Genomic DNA, 18669 nt, shown 5'->3' on the forward strand with positions numbered 1-18669 from the left:
CATCGGACCATCACCCAACGGCTCCAGGGGAGGGCTCAGGGCCAGGGTGGTGCCCGGCGCGGGAGCGCGGCAGGGGGGTGCCGTGCTCGGCGTCCTTGGGGGGCCGAGCCGAGCCGCGCGACCGGCTGCCGATTTCCGGTTTCCGGGTTCTTGCCAGCTCACCCGGCGTGCACGGAGGGTCAACTCCGTTGTGCCCAGGGTGAAAACCCCCCTTTCGAACCGGACACAGAGCCGGGCCGCCCAGGGGCGGGCGGTCCGCCGGACGAGAGGGACCGACTCATGAGTTCAGTACTGCACCCGGCGAGTACGGGTGAGGAGCCTGCGAAAGCGAGCAAATACCGCCCGATCTCGTCTCACCTGGCCATCACGCCACCGGTGAGCGTCGTGATTCCCGCGATGAACGAGGCGGAGAATCTCCCGTACGTCTTCAAGACCCTGCCCGACTGGATCCACGAGGTCATCCTCGTCGACGGCAACTCCACCGACGACACCGTCGACGTGGCCCGCGGGCTGCGGCCCGACGTGCGGGTGGTCGAACAGCGCGGAAAGGGCAAGGGGGACGCGCTGATCACCGGCTTCCAGGCCTGCACCGGCGACATCATCGTGATGGTCGACGCGGACGGCTCCGCCGACGGCAACGAGATCGTGTCGTACGTCTCCGCGCTGGTGTCGGGCGCCGACTTCGCCAAGGGCTCGCGGTTCGCCAACGGCGGCGGCACCGACGACATGACGTTCATCCGCAGACTCGGCAACCGTGCGCTGTGCGCGGTCGTCAACGGCAAGTTCGGCGCCCGGTACACCGACCTCTGCTACGGCTACAACGCGTTCTGGCGGCACTGCCTGGACAAGATCGACCTCGACTGCACCGGCTTCGAGGTCGAGACCCTGATGAACATCCGGGTCGTCAAGGCGGGCCTGAAGGTGCAGGAGATACCGAGCCACGAGTACCTCCGCATCCACGGCACCAGCAATCTGCGGGCCGTCCGCGACGGGCTGCGGGTGCTCCGGGTGATCCTGCGGGAGCGTTCCAACCGGCGGGCCCTGCGCCGCCGTCCGCACCGCTCGCCGATGCTCGACCCGGTCCGGGGAGAGGTGTCTTGAGCGGTCCCGGCATCTCCGTCGTGATCTGCGTCTACACCGAGGACCGCTGGGAGGACATCCTCGCGGCGGTCGCCTCGGTACGGGCCCAGTCGCACCCCGCACGGGAGACACTCCTGGTCGTCGACCACAACCGGCCGCTGCTCGACCGGCTGACGCGGGAGTACAAGGAGCACGAGGAGGTGCGGGTGCTCGCCAACGCGGGCCCGCGCGGGCTGTCGGCCGGCCGCAACACCGGGATCGCCGTCTCGCACGGCGAGGTGATCGCCTTCCTCGACGACGACGCCGTCGCCGAACGCGACTGGCTGCGCCACTTCGCCGCGCAGTACGCCGATCCGCGGGTCATGGCGGTCGGCGGCCGCACCGAGCCGGTCTGGGCGTCGGGCCGCCGGCCGGCCTGGTTCCCGGAGGAGTTCGACTGGGTGGTGGGCTGCACCTACCGGGGCCTGCCGGGCGGGGTCGTCCGGGTGCGCAACGTGCTGGGCGGCAACGCCTCCTTCCGCCGTACGGCGTTCGACGCGGCGGGCGGATTCGCCACCGGCATCGGCCGCGACGGCGACAAACGCCCGCTGGGCTGCGAGGAGACGGAACTGTGCATCCGGCTCACCCGCGCGGTGCCGGACGCGCTGCTCCTGATCGACGACCGCGCGGTCATCCACCACCGGGTCCCGGAACTCCGCGAGCACTTCGCGTACTTCCGCACCCGGGTGTACGCCGAGGGCCTGTCCAAGGCACTGGTCGCGCGGAGCGTCGGCGCGGCCAAGGGGCTGGAGTCGGAACGCCGGTACACCACCCGCGTGCTGCCCGCCGGGGTGGCCCGCGGCCTGCGGGACGCCGTACTGGCCCGTCCGGGCGGCGCGGGACGGGCGGGCGCGATCGTCGCCGGAGTACTGACGGCGGCCGGCGGCTACGCCCTCGGCACCGTCCGGGCGCGCAGAAACGGCACCACGTTCACGGCGGAGCCGATCGACGGAGGCGGTGCCCGTGGATGACGCACGGGTGCCGGTGCTCATGTACCACTCCGTCGCGGGCGAACCGAACGACGCCACCCGCGCCCTCTCCGTGACGCCGGAGGCGTTCGCCGAACAGATGGGGATGGTCGGCGCGTCCGGCATGACACCGCTGACCACCGCCGAACTCGCGGGGCGGTGGCGGGCCGGGCGCCCGCTGCCGCCCCGGCCGGTCCTGGTCACCTTCGACGACGGATACGAGGGGGTGCACCGGCACGCGCTCCCCGTACTCGCCGAGCACGGCTTCACCGCCACCCTGTTCGTCTCCACCGGCTGGCTCCGGGGCCGCCACGACACCGGCGGCGGCCTCGACACCATGCTCGGCTGGGAGCAGGTGCGCCAACTGGCCGCCGCCGGCGTGGAGATCGGCGGCCACAGCCACACCCATCCGCAGCTCGACCAGCTCGGCGACGACGCCCTGCGCTTCGAGCTGACCCGCTGCCGCGACCTCGTCGCCGCCGAACTCGGCGCCCCGCCCGTGTCGTTCGCCTACCCGTACGGCTACTCCAGCCGCCGGGTGCGCGAGGAGGTGCGGGCCACCGGGTACGCCCAGGCCCTCGCCGTCGGCAACGCGCTCGCCGAGCGCCGGCAGGGGCCGTACGCGCTGCACCGGGTGACGGTGCGGCGCTCCACCGGCGCCGAGGAGTTCGAGCGGCTGCTCCAGGGCCGCGCGATCGCCCGCGGCTTCGCCGGGGACCGCGCCCTCACCAAGGGGTACGCCGTGGTCCGCAGAGCCCGCCAGGTCCGCCGGAAGGCCTTCCGTTCCCGTGTCTGACACGACCACCGCCACCGAGACCAGCACACCCGGGACGCCCGAGCCGCCCGGGACCGGGACGCCGGACCGGCCCGCCCGCCGGCTGCGGCTGCCCGGCATGGGCCGCGGGTCCGGCGGCGGCAGCCAGTTGTTCCGCAACGCCTACGCCCTGATGCTCAACACCGGTATCTCCGCGGTGCTCGGGCTCGGTTTCTGGCTGGCCGCGGCCCGCCACTACAGCGAGTCGTCGGTCGGGCAGGGCTCCGCCGCGATCGCCGCGATGAAGCTGCTCGCCGGACTGACCGCGGTGACGCTCACCGGGGCGCTGGCCCGCTTCATCCCGATCGCCGGACGCGCCACCGGACGCCTCATCTTCCGTACGTACACGGGCAGTTCACTGATCGTGGCGGTGGCGGCGGGGGTGTTCCTGCTGACGCTGGACGTGTGGGGGCCGTCGTACCGCTTTCTGCACGGGCCGCTGCCCGCCGCCGGTTTTGTGGTGGCGGTCGTCGCCTGGAACCTGCTCACCCTCCAGGACGGGGTGCTGACGGGGCTGCGCAGCGCGCCCTGGGTGCCGGTCGGCAACACCGTGTTCTCGGCGGTGAAGCTGGGGCTGCTGATCGCGTTCGCGGCGGCGATCCCCACCGCCGGGGTGTTCGTGTCCTGGGTCGCGGCCATCGCGTTCTCCGTACTGCCGCTGGGCTGGCTGGTGTTCCGGCGGCTGGTGCCCCGGCATGTGAAGGCCACCCAGGACCGGGCGAAACCGCCGACCCTGCGCGAGGTCGGCCGCTTCCTCGCCGGCGACTACACCGGCTCGCTCTTCTCCCTGGCCGTCGTCTACCTCGTACCGGTGATCGTGGCCTCGCAGGTCAGCTCCGCCGACAACGCGTACTTCTACATCACCACCACCATCGGGGGCACGGTCAACCTGCTCGCCATCAACATGGGCGCCTCGCTCACCGTCGAGGGCTCGCACGACCCGGCCCGGCTCGCCGCCAACACCCGGGCCGCGCTGCGGCGGATGGCCCGGATCATGCTGCCGGTCGCCGCCGTGCTGTTCTTCGGCGCGCCCTGGATCCTCGGCGTCTTCGGCGGGGGTTACGCGGACGCGGCCACCCCGCTGCTGCGCTGGTTCGCGGTCGGCGCGGTGCTGCGGGTCGTGATGGAGACGTACTTCGCGGTCCTGCGGGCGCAGAGCCGGACCGCCGGACTCGCCTGGATGCAGGGCCTGTTGTGCGCGCTGGTGCTCGGCCTCACCCTGCTGCTGCTGCCGCGGATGGGGCTGACCGGCGCCGGTGTCGCCGAGATCAGCAGTCTCGCGGTGATCGTGGCGATCGCCGCGCCCAAGCTCTACCGCATCCTCCGTACCACCCCGGCCGCCGACGTCCCCGTGGACGCGGCGCCCGACGGGGACCTCGCCGGCCTGGGGGCGCGCGAGGTCCCCGCCCCGGGCGGGCCGCGCCGACGCGGCCCGGCCTGGGCGCTGGACAACGACACCCTGGCCCTCGGTATCCACGTCGACTTCGACCACGTGGAACGCCGGCCGGACGTACGCCCAGGTCCGGGCACGCCCCCCACCGGCATACCGGTGGCACACATCGAGCCGCCCGAGGAGGACGAGCCGGAGTCCGTGGAAGCGTCCGGATCGGAGTCCGTGGAAGGGCCCGAACCCGCGTCCCCCGTCCGCGCCTCCCTCCTCCCCACCCGGACCGGCGTGCTCCTCGGCTGTCTGCTGGTGGCCGCGCTCCTGCTGTACTGGGTGCCTGTCACCCGGCTCGGCGAGCGCGATCTGGACGACATGGGCGGGCTCGGGCTGATCTCCGTACTGCCCCTGCCGACGCTGGTCGGCGCGGCCCTGCTGATCGTGGTGTTCGCGTCCCTGCTGTGGCTCGCGCGCGAGCGCCGGGCGCTGCTGCTGGTGACGCTGCTCGCCACCGTCGTGTCGCTGCACGCCCTGCCCGCGGTGATCGAGACCGAGCCGCGGTTCGCGACGGCCTGGCAGCATCTGGGGTTCCTGGACTACATCGACCGGACCGGTACCGCGGTACCGGACCTGGACGCGCGGTGGAGCTGGCCGGGCTTCTTCGCGGTGGCCGCGTTCGTCGCGCAGGCCTGCGGGATCCACGACTTCACCGAGGTCATCCGCTGGTGGCCGCTGACGATCCAACTGCTCTACCTGGCCCCGATGTTCCTGCTGGCCCGCTCCCTGCGGGCAAGCTGGCGGGCCCGCTGGACCGGCATCTGGATCTTTGTGCTCAGCGGCTGGGTCGGCCAGGACTACTTCTCGCCGCAGGGCTTCACGTATCTGCTGTATCTGGCGTTCGTGGCACTGCTGCTGGTGTGGTTCCGGGCCCCGCACGTCATCTGGTCCCGGATGCGGCCGGGCGAGGCGGAGGTGGAGCCGACCGACCGGCGGCAGCGCGCGGTGCTGCTGCTGGTGGTGATCGGCCTGTTCGCGGCGACCGTCCCGGCACACCAGCTCACCCCGTTCGTGATGCTCGGGGTGATCGCGGTCCTCGTCCTGGCCGGCAGGTCCGAACTGCGCGGTCTGCCCGTGCTGTTCACGGTCATGGTCGCGGCCTGGATCGGCTTTATGGCCGAGCCGTACTGGTCCGGCCACTTCGACGAGCTGTTCGGCGGGGTAGGGGGCCTGGGCGGCAATGTGTCGTCGTCCGTGTCGGGCCGGATCGAGGGCGGCAGCTCCACCCACAAACTGGTGCTGTACGCCCGGGTGCTGCTCGCCGGCGGCGTGATGGCGTTCGCCTGCTGGGGCTGGTGGCGCCGCCGCTTGCACAAGTACCGCGAACGTTCCCTGCTCGTCCTCGCGTTCGTCCCGTTCCTCGGCTTCGGCATGCAGTCGTACGGCGGCGAGATGGCGCTGCGGGTCTTTATGTTCGCGCTGCCCGGCGCGGCCCTGCTCGCCGCCCTCGCCCTGTTCCCGCGGACCGGCGCCACCGCCGGGGAACGGGACAGGAGCCGGGTGAGCCTCGCGCCGATGGCCGCGCTGCTGGCCGGCCTGGTCCTCATGGGCGGGTTCCTGGTGGCCCGCTGGGGCAACGAGCCGTTCGAGCGGATCCGGCCGGGCGAGGTCGCCGCCATGGAGTACGTGTACGCGCACGACGATCCGACGGTCCGGCTGCTGTGGCTGAGCAACGACACCGTGGACAACGTGACGCCGGCGATGCCGTGGGGCGCGCGGGACATGGAGAAGGTGAGCTACGTGCCCACGCTCGCGCCGCCCGACCCGGTGCTGGTGTCGGGGCTGGTCAAGGCGCTCAAGGACGCGGGCCCGAACTCGTATCTCATGGTCAACCGCAGTCAGGTCACCTATCTGACGATGGACGCCGGCTACCCGGTCTCCTACGAGTCGCGGCTGGTGCGGCACCTGGACGGGCGGCCCGAGCTGACGAAGTCGTTCGTCAACGCGGACGTGACCATGTACGCGCTGCGCGACCAGCCGGACGGTCCGGTGCCCGCGGCGGATCCGGGGCCGATCGGGCCGCAGGTGACCTGGACGCCGTGGTCGCTGGTCGGGGGGCTCTCCGCGGTCGCGCTGATCGTGCTGCTCACGGCACGTGAGGTGGTCCGGGTGGCGCTGCGGCCGAGCGTGCGGCAGCTGCGGTGGTTGCAGAGCAGCTTCTGGTTCTCGCTGCCGCTGCTGGCGGTGCTGTTCGCGGCGCTGATCCAGCGGTTCCTGACCATGAAGTAGGCGGCACGACAGGTCCGGTGGTGGGGGCGGCGGGGTGGTGGCGCGGCGGGTCGGCAGGGTGGTGGCGCGGCAGGTCGGCGGGGCGGCGGGGGCTCAGCGGGTGAGCCACCGGACCTCGTAGGCCTTCATGTCGAACCGCCGGCCGTCCACCTGTGCGCTGATCGCCCGGTCCAGGGTGTTGACGACGAGGACCGTGCCGGCGGTGGCGAGGACGCGTACATCGGCCCGGTCGTCGGCCGCGACGGGAACGTCCTGGAGGGCCGTGCCGGGCGGGAAGGCGTGGCCGAAGCGGGAGACCAGGCCGTACATGGGCAGTTCGCGGCCGCCGTCGCCGGTGTCGGTGGGGGTCCAGAGGCAGCCGGCGCAGTCGGGGCCGTTCTCCTTCTCCGGGTTCCAGTAGAAGCCGGACGTGGCGCCGCCCTTCACCATGGCGATCAGGCCCGCGGCCTGGACGGCGACCCGGCGGTTCTCGGTCCAGCCGTCGCGGTCGTCGTCGCCGTCGGCGGGTTCGACGTAGTACTCGGCCCACCACAGCGGCAGCTTCCCGGTCCGCCCGCGCACCCACGCGCCGACCGCGGTGAACTTGTCGGTGGCGGCGAACTCGTCGGGCAGCAGGTCGTCGTCCCGGGTGTAGCTGGAGCCGTCGACGACCACGAAGTCGGCGCCCGCCTTGTGCTCGTTCCAGTAGTCGAAGGCGTCGAGGACGCGCCGGTCCACCGCGCCCCACGCGCCCTTGACCTCAGTGGACGCGAGATCCTTCTGGCGCGGGTCGACGCTGTCCATCACCAGGTACGGGCCGCCGACCATGATGTCCGGGTCGACCTTCTTGAGCGCCTTGTAGACCAGGTTGTACAGCTCGGTGTAACCCTCGTAGTCCCAGCGGCCGTCGGCGTCGTTCCAGAAACCCTTGAACTCGTTCCAGACGATGAAGTGGCGTACGTCGGGGTAGCGCCTGGCGACGGTCGCGGCGAGCGCGGCGAAGTCGGCGTAGTGCTCCGGGTCCGGGGCGGTCTCCAGGGCGGCCTGGCTCCAGTCGGTGCTGTCCGCGCCGGATTTCCCGCCCTTCATCCAGTCCGGCGCGCAGCACAGGGTGACGACGGGGGTGGAGGTGGTGGCGCGGGCGAAGTCGATCCGGCGGTCCAGCGCCTCGAAGTCGTAACGGCCCTTCACCGGTTCCGGGTTGTCGGCGCCCCAGCCCATGATGTGCTGGTTCTGCGGCAGCCCGCCGGCGTCGAGGCGCTTCTCGACCCGGGACACGGCCGCGGCGGAGCCCTCGTCGGCGCTGAACTGGGTGTGGGTGAAGCCCCAGCCGACGTTCGGCCCGGTCTCCGTGGGGCGCAGGGGTGTGCCGTGCACCTTGTCGCCGTCGGGGGTGGTGCCGGCGGTCGACCCGCCGTCGCCGGGAAGGGTGTTCAGCAGGGTGAGGAGAAGGGCGATCGCGGCCGCGCCGACGCCGAGCAGCGCGGTGAGGCGCCACCGCCGGGCCCCCGAATTCCACTCATGACGTCCCATTGAGGGCAACAGTAACCGGGTGACCACAGGGAGGAAACCGCGTGCACGCGGGCCGCTCGTGCCGGATCATGGCGGCATGTCCGCACTTCCGCACGAAGCCCTGCCGATCCGGCTCAACGTCGACGACTCCGACTCGCCGTCCGATGTCGTCGACGCGCTGTTCCTCGGCCGTTTCGCGACGGGCGAGCAGCCGTACTCGCACGCGGCGAACATCGACCGCGTACGGTCCGGCGCGACCCTGCTGCCGCAGGGTGCCCGTGTGCTGCGGGTGGCCCGCGACGACGACCGCAGCGCCACTCTCGCCGAGGGCGACGGCTGGACACTGCTGATCTCGCGCTGGAACCGTGGTGCCGACGTGACGGTCACGGCGACCACCGCCGAACTCGCCACGAAGGTTCTGGACGAGGCGACGGACGGCGCGGCCGACGAGCCCGAGCCGCAGCCGGAGAACGTGACGATGGGTTTCTGGTACGTCTCCCCCAGACGCGGTCCGCACCGCACCACCCGGCAGATCTCCGCCGGTACGTGGGAGGAGGTGCGGCCCAACTACACCGCGCCGGTGGCGGACGCGATGGACCAGCTGATGAAGACGACGCCGGAGGACATCGCGGGGCGGCTCCTGCTGCTGCACGGACCTCCGGGCACCGGGAAGACGTCGGCGCTGCGGACGCTGGCGCGGTCGTGGCGGGACTGGTGCCAGGTGGACTGCGTCCTGGATCCGGAGCGGCTCTTCTCCGACGTCGGTTATCTGATGGACATCGCGATCGGCGAGGAGGACTCCGCGGGGAAGGGGCGCTGGCGGCTGCTGCTTCTGGAGGACTGCGACGAGCTGATCCGCGGTGAGGCGAAGCACACGGCGGGGCAGGCGTTGTCGCGGTTGCTGAACCTCACGGACGGGTTGCTCGGGCAGGGCCGCAACGTGCTGGTGGGCGTCACCACGAACGAGGACCTTGAGCGGCTGCACCCGGCCGTGGTCCGCCCGGGGCGTTGCCTCGCCCGGATCGAGGTCGGGGCGCTGACCCGTGCGGAGGCGGTGGGATGGCTCGGCACGGACGAGGGTGTCGGCCGAGAGGGCGCGACCCTGGCCGAGCTGTACGCCCTGCGCCGCGGCACATCCCCAACCTCGGTCCCGGAACCCCGGGACACCAACGAGGCGGGCCTCTACCTCTAGCGAGTCATACGGGTGCGGCTCGGTGGGGGCTTGTCGCGCAGTTCCCCGCGCCCCTAAAAGCCCCCCCCCGGCTCGCACCCACTGAAAGCGCGCCGCCGCGCACCTTCCACCCACCCACCGCCGCCGCCGCGGGCAGGCGTGCCGCAGGGCGGCACGGGTGGGCGCGGCGGTACCCCGTCGCACCGGGCTGCGCAACGCCCCCCGCCCGAAGGGCGGGCCCTCAGTCGGTGTACGCCGCCCGAAGGGCATCTCGAACCGCGGCGAGGGCTTCAGCCTCGTCGACCCCGAGGCGTCGGGCTCGTTGCCCGTATGCCTGCGCGGCCGACGCCAGTTCCCGCTCGGCCGCAGAGCCCGCGGCAGCGACAAACGTGCCGTTACGCCCCCGCGTCTCAATCACCCCGTCCCCCTCCAGCGCCCGGTACGCCTTGGCGACGGTGTTCGCCGCGAGCCCCAGCGTCTCGGCGAGCCCCCGCACGGTCGGCAACCGGTATCCCACCGGCAGCACCCCCGCCCGAGCCTGCTCGGAGATCTGCGCCCGCACCTGCTCGTACGGCGGCGCGCCGTCATCGATCCGGATCTTCAAGGTCACGGAGTCGATTGTCCCGCAACCCGCGAAAAACCGGAGGCGTCCGGCGCACGGTCCGCGTAGCGTGCGCCGACATGACCGTGATCGTGCGCCACCTCCGCCCCGAGGTCCGTGCCGACGCCGAGGCCTTCCACGCGGTGCGCCGCCTCGCCGTGCCGTTCCTGCTGTCCACCCCGGAGTCGGTGCTCCACAAGCTGACGCACGCCCGCGCGGACGCGCACGCGCGGCTGCTCGTCGCGGAGGTGGACGGCGAGATCGTCGGCACGGCGGAGACGGGCCTGTCCGTGGACAGCCCGGAGCCCGGCCAGGGCTACCTCAACGTCTACGTACGCCCCGACCGCACCGGCCACGGCGCCGGCTCCCTGCTGGTCCGCACGGCCGAGGAGCAACTGGCCGAGCACGGGGCGACCCGGGTGTTCGTCTGGGTCGTGGACCGGCCCGCCGACCGCGCCTTCGCGGAACGCCACGGCTACCGCGCGAGCCGCTCCGCCCACTTCCTGCGCCTGGACCTGACCACCGCCGCACTCCCGCCACTCGCGACACCACCGCCCGGTGTCGAACTGCGCACCGGCGCCGACTTCGCGGACGACCCCCGCCCGCTGTTCGCCCTGGACGCGGAGGCCACCCTCGACGAACCGAGCGACATCGGCACCGAGTTCGACGACTACGACGCCTGGCTCGACTCCACGTGGCACCACCCGCTGCTGGACCACGCCCTGACGTCGGTCGCGCTCGTCGACGGCGTACCGGCCGCGTTCAGCGCGGCCAACACCGACGGCCGTACCTCCTACGGCTCCGCCATGACCGGCAGCGCCCGCGCCTTCCGCGGCCGCGGCCTGGCCAAGCTGGCCAAGAACGACTCGCTGCACCGGGCCCGCGCCGCGGGATTCACCGAGGCCTTCACCGGCAACGACACCGGGAACGGCCCGATGCTCGCGATCAACAAGTGGTTCGGATACGAGATCTGCGCGACGGAGGTCCGCCATGCCCGCACACTCCTCTGACCCGGCGGCACGCCCGGTGCACGTCGTCCTCGTCAAGGGCGGCCGGACGAAGATCCGTTACCCGGCCGAACTGGTCCAGGACGACGGTGTGCGCCTCGCGGTGCGCGCGGCCTGGGCGGGCGAGAAGGTACGCGACTTCGGCTTTGTGCGGTTCGAGCCGGGCGACGTCTTCACCGAGTACTACTGGCGCGACCGCTGGTACGCGGTGAAGGAGGTCCGTGACGCCCGGGGCGGGCTCAAGGGCTGGTACTGCGACATCACCCGCCCTGCCGAGCTGACCGGCGGCGAACTGGTCGTGGAGGATCTCGACCTGGACCTGTGGCGCTCCGCGGACGGCACGGACGTACTGCGCCTGGACGAGGACGAGTTCGAGGAGAGCGGACTGGCGGACCGGGATCCGCGGGCAGCGGCGGCGGCCGTGGCGGCACTGGACGAGCTGGAGGGACTGGCCCACGCCGGCACCTTCGAGGCGCTGCTGGCATAGGTCGCCGGTGGGCCGGACCCGGGGTGCCCGGCGGCGCGGGTGCCTTCGGGTCACATCAGCGCCACCACCGCGTACCGCTCGTCCCGCACCTCCCTCCCCCACAGCGCCGGGTCCTCCGTCAGGGACTCCTTCCGCAGTTCCCGCGCGACCGGTGCCAGGAGGGCGGTGAGGTGGTCGGCCCGTATGCCCACGGGCGTGACCGTGCCCCACACGCCCTCGACCAGCACCAGTCTGCCGCCGGGCCGGAGCAGTCCCCGCCAGTGCCGCAGCACACGGGCGGGGTCGGGCAGGGTCCACAGGACATGGCGGACGAGCACCACGTCGTAGCGCTCCTCGCCGACCGGCGGTGCCGCCGCGTCACCGATCAGGAACGCGGCGTCACGGCCCGCGAGCTTCGCCCGCGCCTCCCCGACCATGGCCGGGGAGAGGTCGACGCCGGTGACCCGGTGTCCCTGCTCGGCGGCGAGGAGCGAGAGGCTCCCCGTGCCGCAGCCCAGGTCGAGGAGGTCGCCCGGGCGGTCGGGCAGCCAGGAGCGCAGGCGGGCCGCCCAGGCGGCGCGCACCTCGGGGTCGCGCAGCCCGTGGTCGGGCTCCTCGTCGAAACCGGGGGCCTCGGCGTCCCAGTCGACCCCGCCGGACACCGGCCCCGCCCCCGGCCCCGTCACCTTCGTACCGTCACCGTTGTTCGTCATGCACCCAGAGTGACAGCCACCACTGACAATCAACTCCTGCCACTCGTGGGCCGTGTGACTCGAAAGACAGTCGTGGCGCGCTTGGCGAGCGGTCGAATCGTGACGTCCGCCACTGACAGACGGGCACCGATGAGGAACTCTCCCCGCAAGGGTCTACCTCCGTGAGAGCGCGGAAGACGGTAGGCACTGAAGGAGGCAGCCATGCGCCGAGCAACCGTGCAGAAGCCCCTGAAGAAGTCGGATGCCCGCCGGGTCCGTGAGGAGCGCGACGAGCGCCCCGCCGGACGCCCCGAGGTGCGCAAGGACATCGCCCGCACCTGGTGGCCGGACGGCTGACCGGGGCCGGCCGGCGCGCGTCGGCCCGGAGCGCTGTCAGCCCAGTCGCTTGCGGTAGTGGATCCGGTCGTACGGGCCGTCCACGCGGCGCTCTACAGCCTCGTAGCCGATCTTCGCGTAGAGGCGTTGGTTCTCCCACATCAGCGCGTTCGTGAGGAGCCGGACCTCCGGCAGACCCAGCTCCCGCGCGTGTGCCTCCACGAACTCCAGCAGCCGTCGCCCGACGCCCTGTCCGTGGGCGTCCGGGTGGACGGCGACGACGTCGAGATACAGATGGTCCGCGCGGGCCTCGACCACCACCAGCCCCACCGCAGGATCCCCCGTCACGAAGACGCGTCCCGCCGCCACGTTCGCCGCGTGGTCGGCCTCCATGGGCTGCGGCAGTCGCTCGATGCGCGCGATGTAGGGGTGGAACGCGGCGTCGATCACGGCCTTCACGGCCGGTACGTCGGCGGCCACCGCGGGCCGGATCTGCTCGTCGTCCATGGCCCGAACCGTACCTACCTCAGCGGAGTCTGAGCACTTCCTTAAAGGGACCATAAGGATCTCCCCCAACCGCCTTCAGCAGGCGATTTTGCGCTTGCTCGGGGCTAGCTTCGTCCTCGCCCCCACGGGATCACCCCCTGAGACGCACCCCCGTCGACCGCCCCGAGGAGTTCCCCCATGCCCGCACGCCGCAAGGTCGCCGCAGTCGCCGTCGCCGGTGTCGCCCCGCTCGCCCTGACCGCGCTGGCCGGCGCGCCCGCCTCGGCGCACGGTTCGATGGGAGATCCGGTCAGCCGGGTCGCCCAGTGCTACGCGGAGGGCCCGGAGAGCCCGAGGTCCGCCGCGTGCAGGGCGGCGGTCGCGGCCGGCGGCACCCAGGCGCTCTACGACTGGAACGGCATCCGCATCGGGGACGCGGGCGGCCGGCACCAGGAGCTGATCCCCGACGGCAAGCTGTGCAGCGCGAACAACGACGCGTTCAAGGGGCTCGACCTGGCCCGCGCCGACTGGCCGACGACCAGTGTGAGCAGTGGCTCGTACACCTTCAAGTACCGCGTGACGGCCCCGCACAAGGGCACCTTCAAGGTGTATCTGACCAAGCCGGGCTTCGACCCGGCGAAGGCGCTCGCATGGGGCGACCTGGACCTGGCCGAGCCGGTCGCGACGGTCACCGACCCGGCCGCGTCCGGCGGTTTCTACACCTTCGGCGGCACCCTGCCGGAGCGCTCCGGCCGGCATGTGCTGTACGCGGTGTGGCAGCGCTCGGACAGCCCCGAGGCGTTCTACTCCTGCTCGGACGTGTCCTTCGGCGGCGGCAGCAGCGGCAGCGCGGGCGGCGGCGGCTCCGAAGGCGACGAGGAGCAGCCGGCGGTGGCGCCGTCCGCGTCCGCCCCCTCCGAGGAGCAGATCAAGGCCGGTACCGACAAGTCGACGGTCGAGAACCACGGTCACGGCGACCACGACCCGGAGACGACCACCGACCCGACGACGGCGAGTGGCGGCGGCAAGAACAGCGAGGGCGGCGAAGGCGGCGGCGCCCCCGCGTCCAACGAGCCGACGGTGGCCGGTGCCGCGGCGCGGCCCGCGCAGACCGCCACCGGCGAGAACCTCGCGGAGACCGGCGGCAGCAGCAGCACGTCGATGATCGCCGTCGGTGGCGCGGCGGCGCTGGCGCTCGGTTCGGCCGCGCTGTTCGCGTCGGTGCGGCGGCGGGCGACCGCCGGTGGCCGGCACGGCCGCTGACGGTACGTGGAACGTCCGGGGTCCGACCGGCGGCTCAGGCCGGTCGGACCCCGGTGGTGTGCCGGTGGTCAGCTGAACACCGAGGCGCAGGTGGTCGGTCTGGCGCGGGCGGGGTCGAGGGCGTTGGCCACCTCGTGGAAGGCGATCCGGTCGAGGAGCCCGATCGCCACGTGCTCGGAGAGGTCGACCGGGCACAGGTCCTGGAGCAGCACGTTGCGGACGTTGGGGCCGGTCAGGAACTGGCTGCGGTAGGGCGTGACGACCTGGTCGTGCTTGGTGGCGATGACGGTGTACTGGACGCCGGGCACGGTGTCCCCGCCCTCGTTGAGTTTGTTGAGGAAGGCGGAGCCGGCGATCTGGTCGGCGAGGCCGGGGGTGGCGGTGGTGAGCAGGTGCTCGGCGCCCGGGAAGAACGGCAGCAGTGCGGTGAGGCCGGAGAGGGTCGTGCCGTGGTTGTCGGGGGCGATACCGACGAGGGCGTTCACCTCGGCCGCTCCGCCGAGGAACTTGAGGTAGTGGCGGGGCATCATGCCGCCCTGCGAGTGTCCGACGAGGTCGGCCTCGGCCGCGCCGGTCGCGGCGAGCACCTTGTCGACGAAGGTGTCGAGTTGCTTGGCCGACTTGTCGATGGGTCCGAGGCCGTGGAAGAACGGCACGCCGGGCAGTTGGCCGTAGTCGAGCGAGAAGACGCAGTAGCCGCGCTTGGTCAGGTACGGGGCGAGGCCCAGCCAGTTGTCGACGGAGTTGCCGAACGTGCCGTGGACCAGGACGACGGGGCGCGGATGGGTGGCGGACGGCTTGCAGGAGTAGTCGTTCCAGCCGGAGCTCGGCGCGGCGGCCGCCTGCGCGGCGGCGGCGGGGACGGAGACGAGTGCGCCGGTCAGCAGCAGCGCGGCCAGGGGTCTGAGCACTCTTTTCCAGGGCAGCATCGGGTGATCTCCTTGCGGCTCAAATCAAGGGAGTTGCGCGAGTGCCTTACGCCCTGTGATCCGGATCACGAGGATGCTGTTCACTTGCCAAGTTACGAACGAGTAGTTCAACAGGGAAGTTACGCGTCAGTAAAAACTTCCAGCGCTAACCGACGCCTGTCGTGACGGATGTGATAGAGACTCACGCCACCAGCCCCCCCTCCGGCATCACCACTGCCGTCTGCGGACCGGTGTGGTGATCGTGAGGGGTTCCAGGCTCCGGGCGACCAGGTTGACCGCGCCGTCGGCCCGTTCGATGCGGCCGTGCACCAGGAGACCGGCGTTGTCGACGGCCATCTTCGTGTGGGCGTCCCAGACCGGCGGGGGCACGATCACGTTGGTCATGCCGGTCTCGTCCTCGATGTTGAGGAAGCAGGTGCCCTTCGCGGTGGGTGGGCGCTGCCGGTGCGTGACCAGGCCACCGATGGTGACCGGGGTGTCGTCCGGCAGCCGCCGCACCTCGGCCGCGGTCACCACACCGCCGGCCTCCAGATGGACACGGAGGTGCTGCACGGGGTGGTTGTCGGGGCTCGACCCCGTGGCCCACAGATCGGCGAAGGTCTGCTCCACCATCGTCATGACGGGCAGGTCCGGAGCCTCGCCCGGGGCGGCCGTCCCGGGCAGGAGACCGTCGTCGACGCCGGCCAACGCCCCCGCCGCCCACAGCGCTTCGCGCCGGTCCATGCCGAACGCCGCGAGCGCACCCGCGGTCGCGAGGTTCTCCAGGACCTTCGCCGACAGCCGGGTGCGCCGGGCGAAGTCCTCCAGATCCCGGTACGGCCGTCCGGCGACGATCTCCTCGGCCGCCGCGTCGGGCATCCCCCGTATCCCGCTCAGGCCGAGCCGGATGGCCCGGCCGCCCCTGGAGCCCTCGTCGGCCTCGAGCCCGGAGTGCAGCCCCGAGCGGGTCACGTCCACCCCGCGGACCCGTACGCCACGGCGGCGGGCGTCTCCGATCAGGGTGAGCGGCGAGTAGAAGCCCATGGGCTGGTTGGCCAGGACACCCGCGATGAACGCCGCCGGGTAGTGCAGCTTCAGCCAGGCCGAGGCGTACACGATGTGCGCGAGCGACTGGGAGTGCGACTCGGGGAAGCCGTAGCCCGAGAACGCCTGGATCATCGTGTACAGCTCCTCGGCCGCCTGCCCGTCGATCCCGCGCTCGGCCATCCCCGCGAGCAGCCGCCGCCGCAGCTCCGCGACCCGCTCGGGCGCGTGCTTGGCGGCGAGCGCCTTGCGCAGGGTGTCGGCCTCACCGGGCCCGAAGCCCGCGCAGTCCATCGCGAGCAGCATCATCTGCTCCTGGTAGAGCGGGACTCCGAGGGTGCGCTTCAGTGCCTTCTCGGCGAGCGGATGCGGATAGCTGACGGGCTCCTTCCCGGCTCTTCGGCGCAGATAGGGGTGGACGGAGCCGCCCTGGATCGGACCGGGACGGATCAGGGACACGGCGACCACGAGGTCCTGGAAGGTACGGGGCCTCAGACGGGGCAGCGTCGACATCTGCGCGCGCGACTCGACCTGGAAGAGCCCCACCGTGTCCGCGCGCGAGATCATCTCGAAGACGGCCGGATCGTCGGCCGGGATCGACGCCAGGTCGTAGCCGACGCCGTGGTGTTCGGCGATCAGATCGCAGGCCGTGTGGAGCGCGGAGAGCATGCCGAGCCCGAGCAGGTCGATCTTCACGAGACCCGCCTCCTCCACGTCCTCCTTGTCGCCCTGAAGCACACTGCGGTCCTCGGCGGTGGCCCACTCGACGGGCATCACCTCGCCGATCGGGCGGCGGGTGAGGACCATGCCGCCGGAGTGCACACCGAGGTGGCGGGGCAACCCGGCGAGTTCCCCGGCCAGTTCACGGACGTCCGCGGGTATGTCGGCCTCCTCGCCCGGGGGTTCGTGGTGCTGAATGTGCCGGGTCATCTCGTCGATCCGGCCGGTCGGGTGGCCGAGCGCGCGGGCGGAGTCCCGGACGGCGAGCCGGGGGCGGTACGTGATGATGTTGGCGACCTGGGCGGCGTGGCTGCGGCCCCAGCGCTCGTAGACGTACTGGATGACCTCCTCGCGCCGCGCGTTCTCGAAGTCGATGTCGATGTCCGGGGTCTCGGCCCGTTCCAGGGACAGGAAGCGCTCGAAGAGCAGCTGGTGCCTGATCGGGTCCACGGCGGTGATGCCGAGGACGTAGCAGACGACGGAGTTGGCGGCGGAGCCCCGGCCCTGGCACCAGATGCCCTGGTCCGTGGACCAGCGCACGATGTCCCACACGATCAGGAAGTAGCCGGCCATGTCGAGCCGGTCGATGACCCGGAGTTCCTTCTCCAGCTGGATCCAGGCCGTGTGCGCGGTCTCGGCGCGCGGCCCGTAGCGGCGCTCGGCCGCCCGCGTGGCGAGCTCGCGCAGATACGACATCTCGGTGTGGCCCGGCGGTACGGGGAAACCGGGCAGCTCGGGCCTGAGCTCGGCGAGGTCGACGGTGCAGGCGCGACCCAGCTCCAGGGTGGTCTCGAGCACCCCGGGGTAGCGGGCCAGGCGCCGGGCCATGTCGTCCGGGGCGCGCAGATGGGCGGTGGGCGCCGGGGGCAGATGACCGGCCGCGTGGTCCAGGTCCTCACGGCGGCGCAACGCGGTCAGGGCCTGGGCGAGCCGGGCATCGCGCGGGCGGGCGTACGTCACGGCGTTCGAGGCGACGACGGGCAGGCCGAGCCGGCGGGCTGCGGCGTACAGGGCGTCTCCCAGCAGGGAGTCGGCGGGCAGTGCGTGATCGATCAGCTCGGCGTGCAGATGCTCGGGGCCGAGCAGTTCGACGAGCGCCGCGAGGCGGCGTGCGCCGGTCTCGGGGCAGCCGGTGAGGACCGCCAGGTGTCCGTCCCGTACGGCCTCGGCGAGGCGTGTCGGGTCGTGCACCGGCCGCTGCTTGGCTCCGGCGAGCTGGGCGGCGCTGATGAGCGCGGACAGCTGGGTGAAACCGGTCAGGTCGCGGGCCAGGACGAGGACTTGGCCGTACGGGGCGGGCAGGCCCAGTTCCGCTCCGTAGACCGTGCGCAGACCGTGCCGGCGGGCCGCGGAGGCCAGTCTGCGCGCGGCGTAGAGCCCGTCACGGTCGGTCACGGCCAACGCTTCGACACCGAGGCGCGCCGCCTCCGCCGCGAGCACCTCCGGGTCCGAGGCGCCCTGGAGGAACGAGAACGAGGAGTGCACATGCAGCTCGGCCCAGCCCACCGGGGCGGGCGTCGCGGCACGGCCCCGGGCCGGCAACCGCAGCACTTCACCCATGCCGGACACCACCAACTTCCTCCGAAGCGCCCCCGGTGCCCCCGACCTCTTCCGGAGCACCCCCGACTCCCTCCGGGACAGCCCCGACACCACCGGCCTCTTCCGAGGCGACCCCGACACCACCGGCCTCTTCCGGGGCGGCCCCGGCACCACTGGCTTTCCCTGAGGCGACGCCGACACCAGCGGCTTCCTCCAGAGCGGCCCTGACACCACCGCCCTCTTCCGAGGCGACCCCGGCACCACCGGCTTTCCCCAAGGCGACGCCGACACCAGCGGCTTCCTCCAGAGCGGCCCTGACACCACCGCCCTCTTCCGAGGCGACCCCGGCACCACCGGCTTTCCCCAAGGCGACC

General features: G+C 72.3%; 15 protein-coding genes and 1 pseudogene. 9 read left to right on the forward strand and 7 right to left on the reverse strand.

Going from position 1 to position 18669, the window contains the following annotated elements; translation table 11 throughout:
- Window positions 1-279: 279 nt before the first annotated feature.
- From ACIQAC_RS21420 to ACIQAC_RS21435, 4 genes are read left to right on the forward strand one after another with little or no spacing between them, the layout of a single operon-like run.
- Complete coding sequence (locus ACIQAC_RS21420; RefSeq protein ID WP_402193292.1) at window positions 280-1101, forward strand: glycosyltransferase family 2 protein; 822 nt, start codon at window positions 280-282, stop codon at window positions 1099-1101.
- Complete coding sequence (locus ACIQAC_RS21425) at window positions 1098-2090, forward strand: glycosyltransferase (protein WP_402193294.1); 993 nt, start codon at window positions 1098-1100, stop codon at window positions 2088-2090. The genes ACIQAC_RS21420 and ACIQAC_RS21425 overlap by 4 nt, the downstream gene beginning before the upstream one ends.
- A complete protein-coding gene (locus tag ACIQAC_RS21430) occupies window positions 2083-2883 on the forward strand; it encodes a polysaccharide deacetylase family protein (RefSeq protein WP_402193296.1) in 801 nt (266 codons plus the stop codon). The genes ACIQAC_RS21425 and ACIQAC_RS21430 overlap by 8 nt, the downstream gene beginning before the upstream one ends.
- Window positions 2876-6571: a lipopolysaccharide biosynthesis protein gene (locus ACIQAC_RS21435; protein WP_402193298.1), complete on the forward strand. Its 3696-nt coding sequence runs from the start codon at window positions 2876-2878 to the stop codon at window positions 6569-6571. Before ACIQAC_RS21430 ends, ACIQAC_RS21435 begins: the two co-directional genes overlap by 8 nt.
- 93 nt (window positions 6572-6664) lie before the next feature.
- On the opposite strand, the gene ACIQAC_RS21440 is transcribed toward ACIQAC_RS21435, so the two are convergent.
- Window positions 6665-8083, reverse strand: coding sequence for a xylan 1,4-beta-xylosidase (locus ACIQAC_RS21440; RefSeq protein WP_402193299.1), 1419 nt, complete (start codon window positions 8081-8083; stop codon window positions 6665-6667).
- Window positions 8084-8159: 76 nt separating this feature from the next.
- Here ACIQAC_RS21440 and ACIQAC_RS21445 point away from each other — a divergent pair, with 76 nt between their 5' ends.
- Window positions 8160-9254, forward strand: coding sequence for a DUF5925 domain-containing protein (locus ACIQAC_RS21445; RefSeq protein WP_402193301.1), 1095 nt, complete (start codon window positions 8160-8162; stop codon window positions 9252-9254).
- A 220-nt stretch (window positions 9255-9474) separates the two neighbouring features.
- Here ACIQAC_RS21445 and ACIQAC_RS21450 read toward each other — a convergent pair whose 3' ends face one another.
- The gene (locus ACIQAC_RS21450; RefSeq protein ID WP_402193303.1) at window positions 9475-9843 is read right to left on the reverse strand and encodes a GntR family transcriptional regulator; all 369 of its coding nucleotides are present in this window, start codon (window positions 9841-9843) and stop codon (window positions 9475-9477) included.
- A gap of 71 nt (window positions 9844-9914) precedes the next feature.
- Here ACIQAC_RS21450 and ACIQAC_RS21455 point away from each other — a divergent pair, with 71 nt between their 5' ends.
- Both ACIQAC_RS21455 and ACIQAC_RS21460 read left to right on the forward strand, forming a co-directional pair.
- Window positions 9915-10844 carry a GNAT family N-acetyltransferase gene (locus ACIQAC_RS21455; protein WP_402193304.1) on the forward strand — a complete coding sequence of 310 codons (930 nt, stop codon included), beginning with the start codon at window positions 9915-9917 and terminating at the stop codon, window positions 10842-10844.
- Window positions 10825-11328: a DUF402 domain-containing protein gene (locus ACIQAC_RS21460; RefSeq protein WP_402193306.1), complete on the forward strand. Its 504-nt coding sequence runs from the start codon at window positions 10825-10827 to the stop codon at window positions 11326-11328. Before ACIQAC_RS21455 ends, ACIQAC_RS21460 begins: the two co-directional genes overlap by 20 nt.
- A 50-nt stretch (window positions 11329-11378) precedes the next feature.
- On the opposite strand, the gene ACIQAC_RS21465 is transcribed toward ACIQAC_RS21460, so the two are convergent.
- Complete coding sequence (locus tag ACIQAC_RS21465; protein ID WP_402193307.1) at window positions 11379-12020, reverse strand: class I SAM-dependent methyltransferase; 642 nt, start codon at window positions 12018-12020, stop codon at window positions 11379-11381.
- Between the two features lie 201 nt (window positions 12021-12221).
- Here ACIQAC_RS21465 and ACIQAC_RS21470 point away from each other — a divergent pair, with 201 nt between their 5' ends.
- Window positions 12222-12356, forward strand: a complete 135-nt coding sequence (locus ACIQAC_RS21470; RefSeq protein ID WP_402193309.1) for a hypothetical protein — start codon at window positions 12222-12224, stop codon at window positions 12354-12356.
- A gap of 36 nt (window positions 12357-12392) precedes the next feature.
- Here the strand turns inward: ACIQAC_RS21470 and ACIQAC_RS21475 are convergent, their stop codons facing one another.
- Window positions 12393-12842 (reverse strand): GNAT family N-acetyltransferase, encoded by a 450-nt coding sequence (locus tag ACIQAC_RS21475; RefSeq protein WP_402193311.1) that lies wholly within the window; start codon window positions 12840-12842, stop codon window positions 12393-12395.
- Between the two features lie 177 nt (window positions 12843-13019).
- Between ACIQAC_RS21475 and ACIQAC_RS21480 the strand changes: the two genes are divergently transcribed.
- Window positions 13020-14084: a lytic polysaccharide monooxygenase gene (locus tag ACIQAC_RS21480; RefSeq protein ID WP_402193312.1), complete on the forward strand. Its 1065-nt coding sequence runs from the start codon at window positions 13020-13022 to the stop codon at window positions 14082-14084.
- A 68-nt stretch (window positions 14085-14152) separates the two neighbouring features.
- Here ACIQAC_RS21480 and ACIQAC_RS21485 read toward each other — a convergent pair whose 3' ends face one another.
- The 3 genes and pseudogenes from ACIQAC_RS21485 to ACIQAC_RS21495 form a co-directional block, all read right to left on the reverse strand.
- The gene (locus ACIQAC_RS21485; protein WP_402193314.1) at window positions 14153-15013 is read right to left on the reverse strand and encodes an esterase/lipase family protein; all 861 of its coding nucleotides are present in this window, start codon (window positions 15011-15013) and stop codon (window positions 14153-14155) included.
- 207 nt (window positions 15014-15220) lie between these two features.
- Window positions 15221-18316 carry an error-prone DNA polymerase gene (locus ACIQAC_RS21490; RefSeq protein ID WP_402193315.1) on the reverse strand — a complete coding sequence of 1032 codons (3096 nt, stop codon included), beginning with the start codon at window positions 18314-18316 and terminating at the stop codon, window positions 15221-15223.
- Window positions 18309-18669, reverse strand: a pseudogene (locus ACIQAC_RS21495) (hypothetical protein); the annotation flags it as partial. The pseudogene ACIQAC_RS21495 and the gene ACIQAC_RS21490, both read right to left, overlap by 8 nt.

Source organism: Streptomyces sp. NPDC088387 (genome assembly GCF_044753385.1).
Lineage (GTDB): Bacteria > Actinomycetota > Actinomycetes > Streptomycetales > Streptomycetaceae > Streptomyces.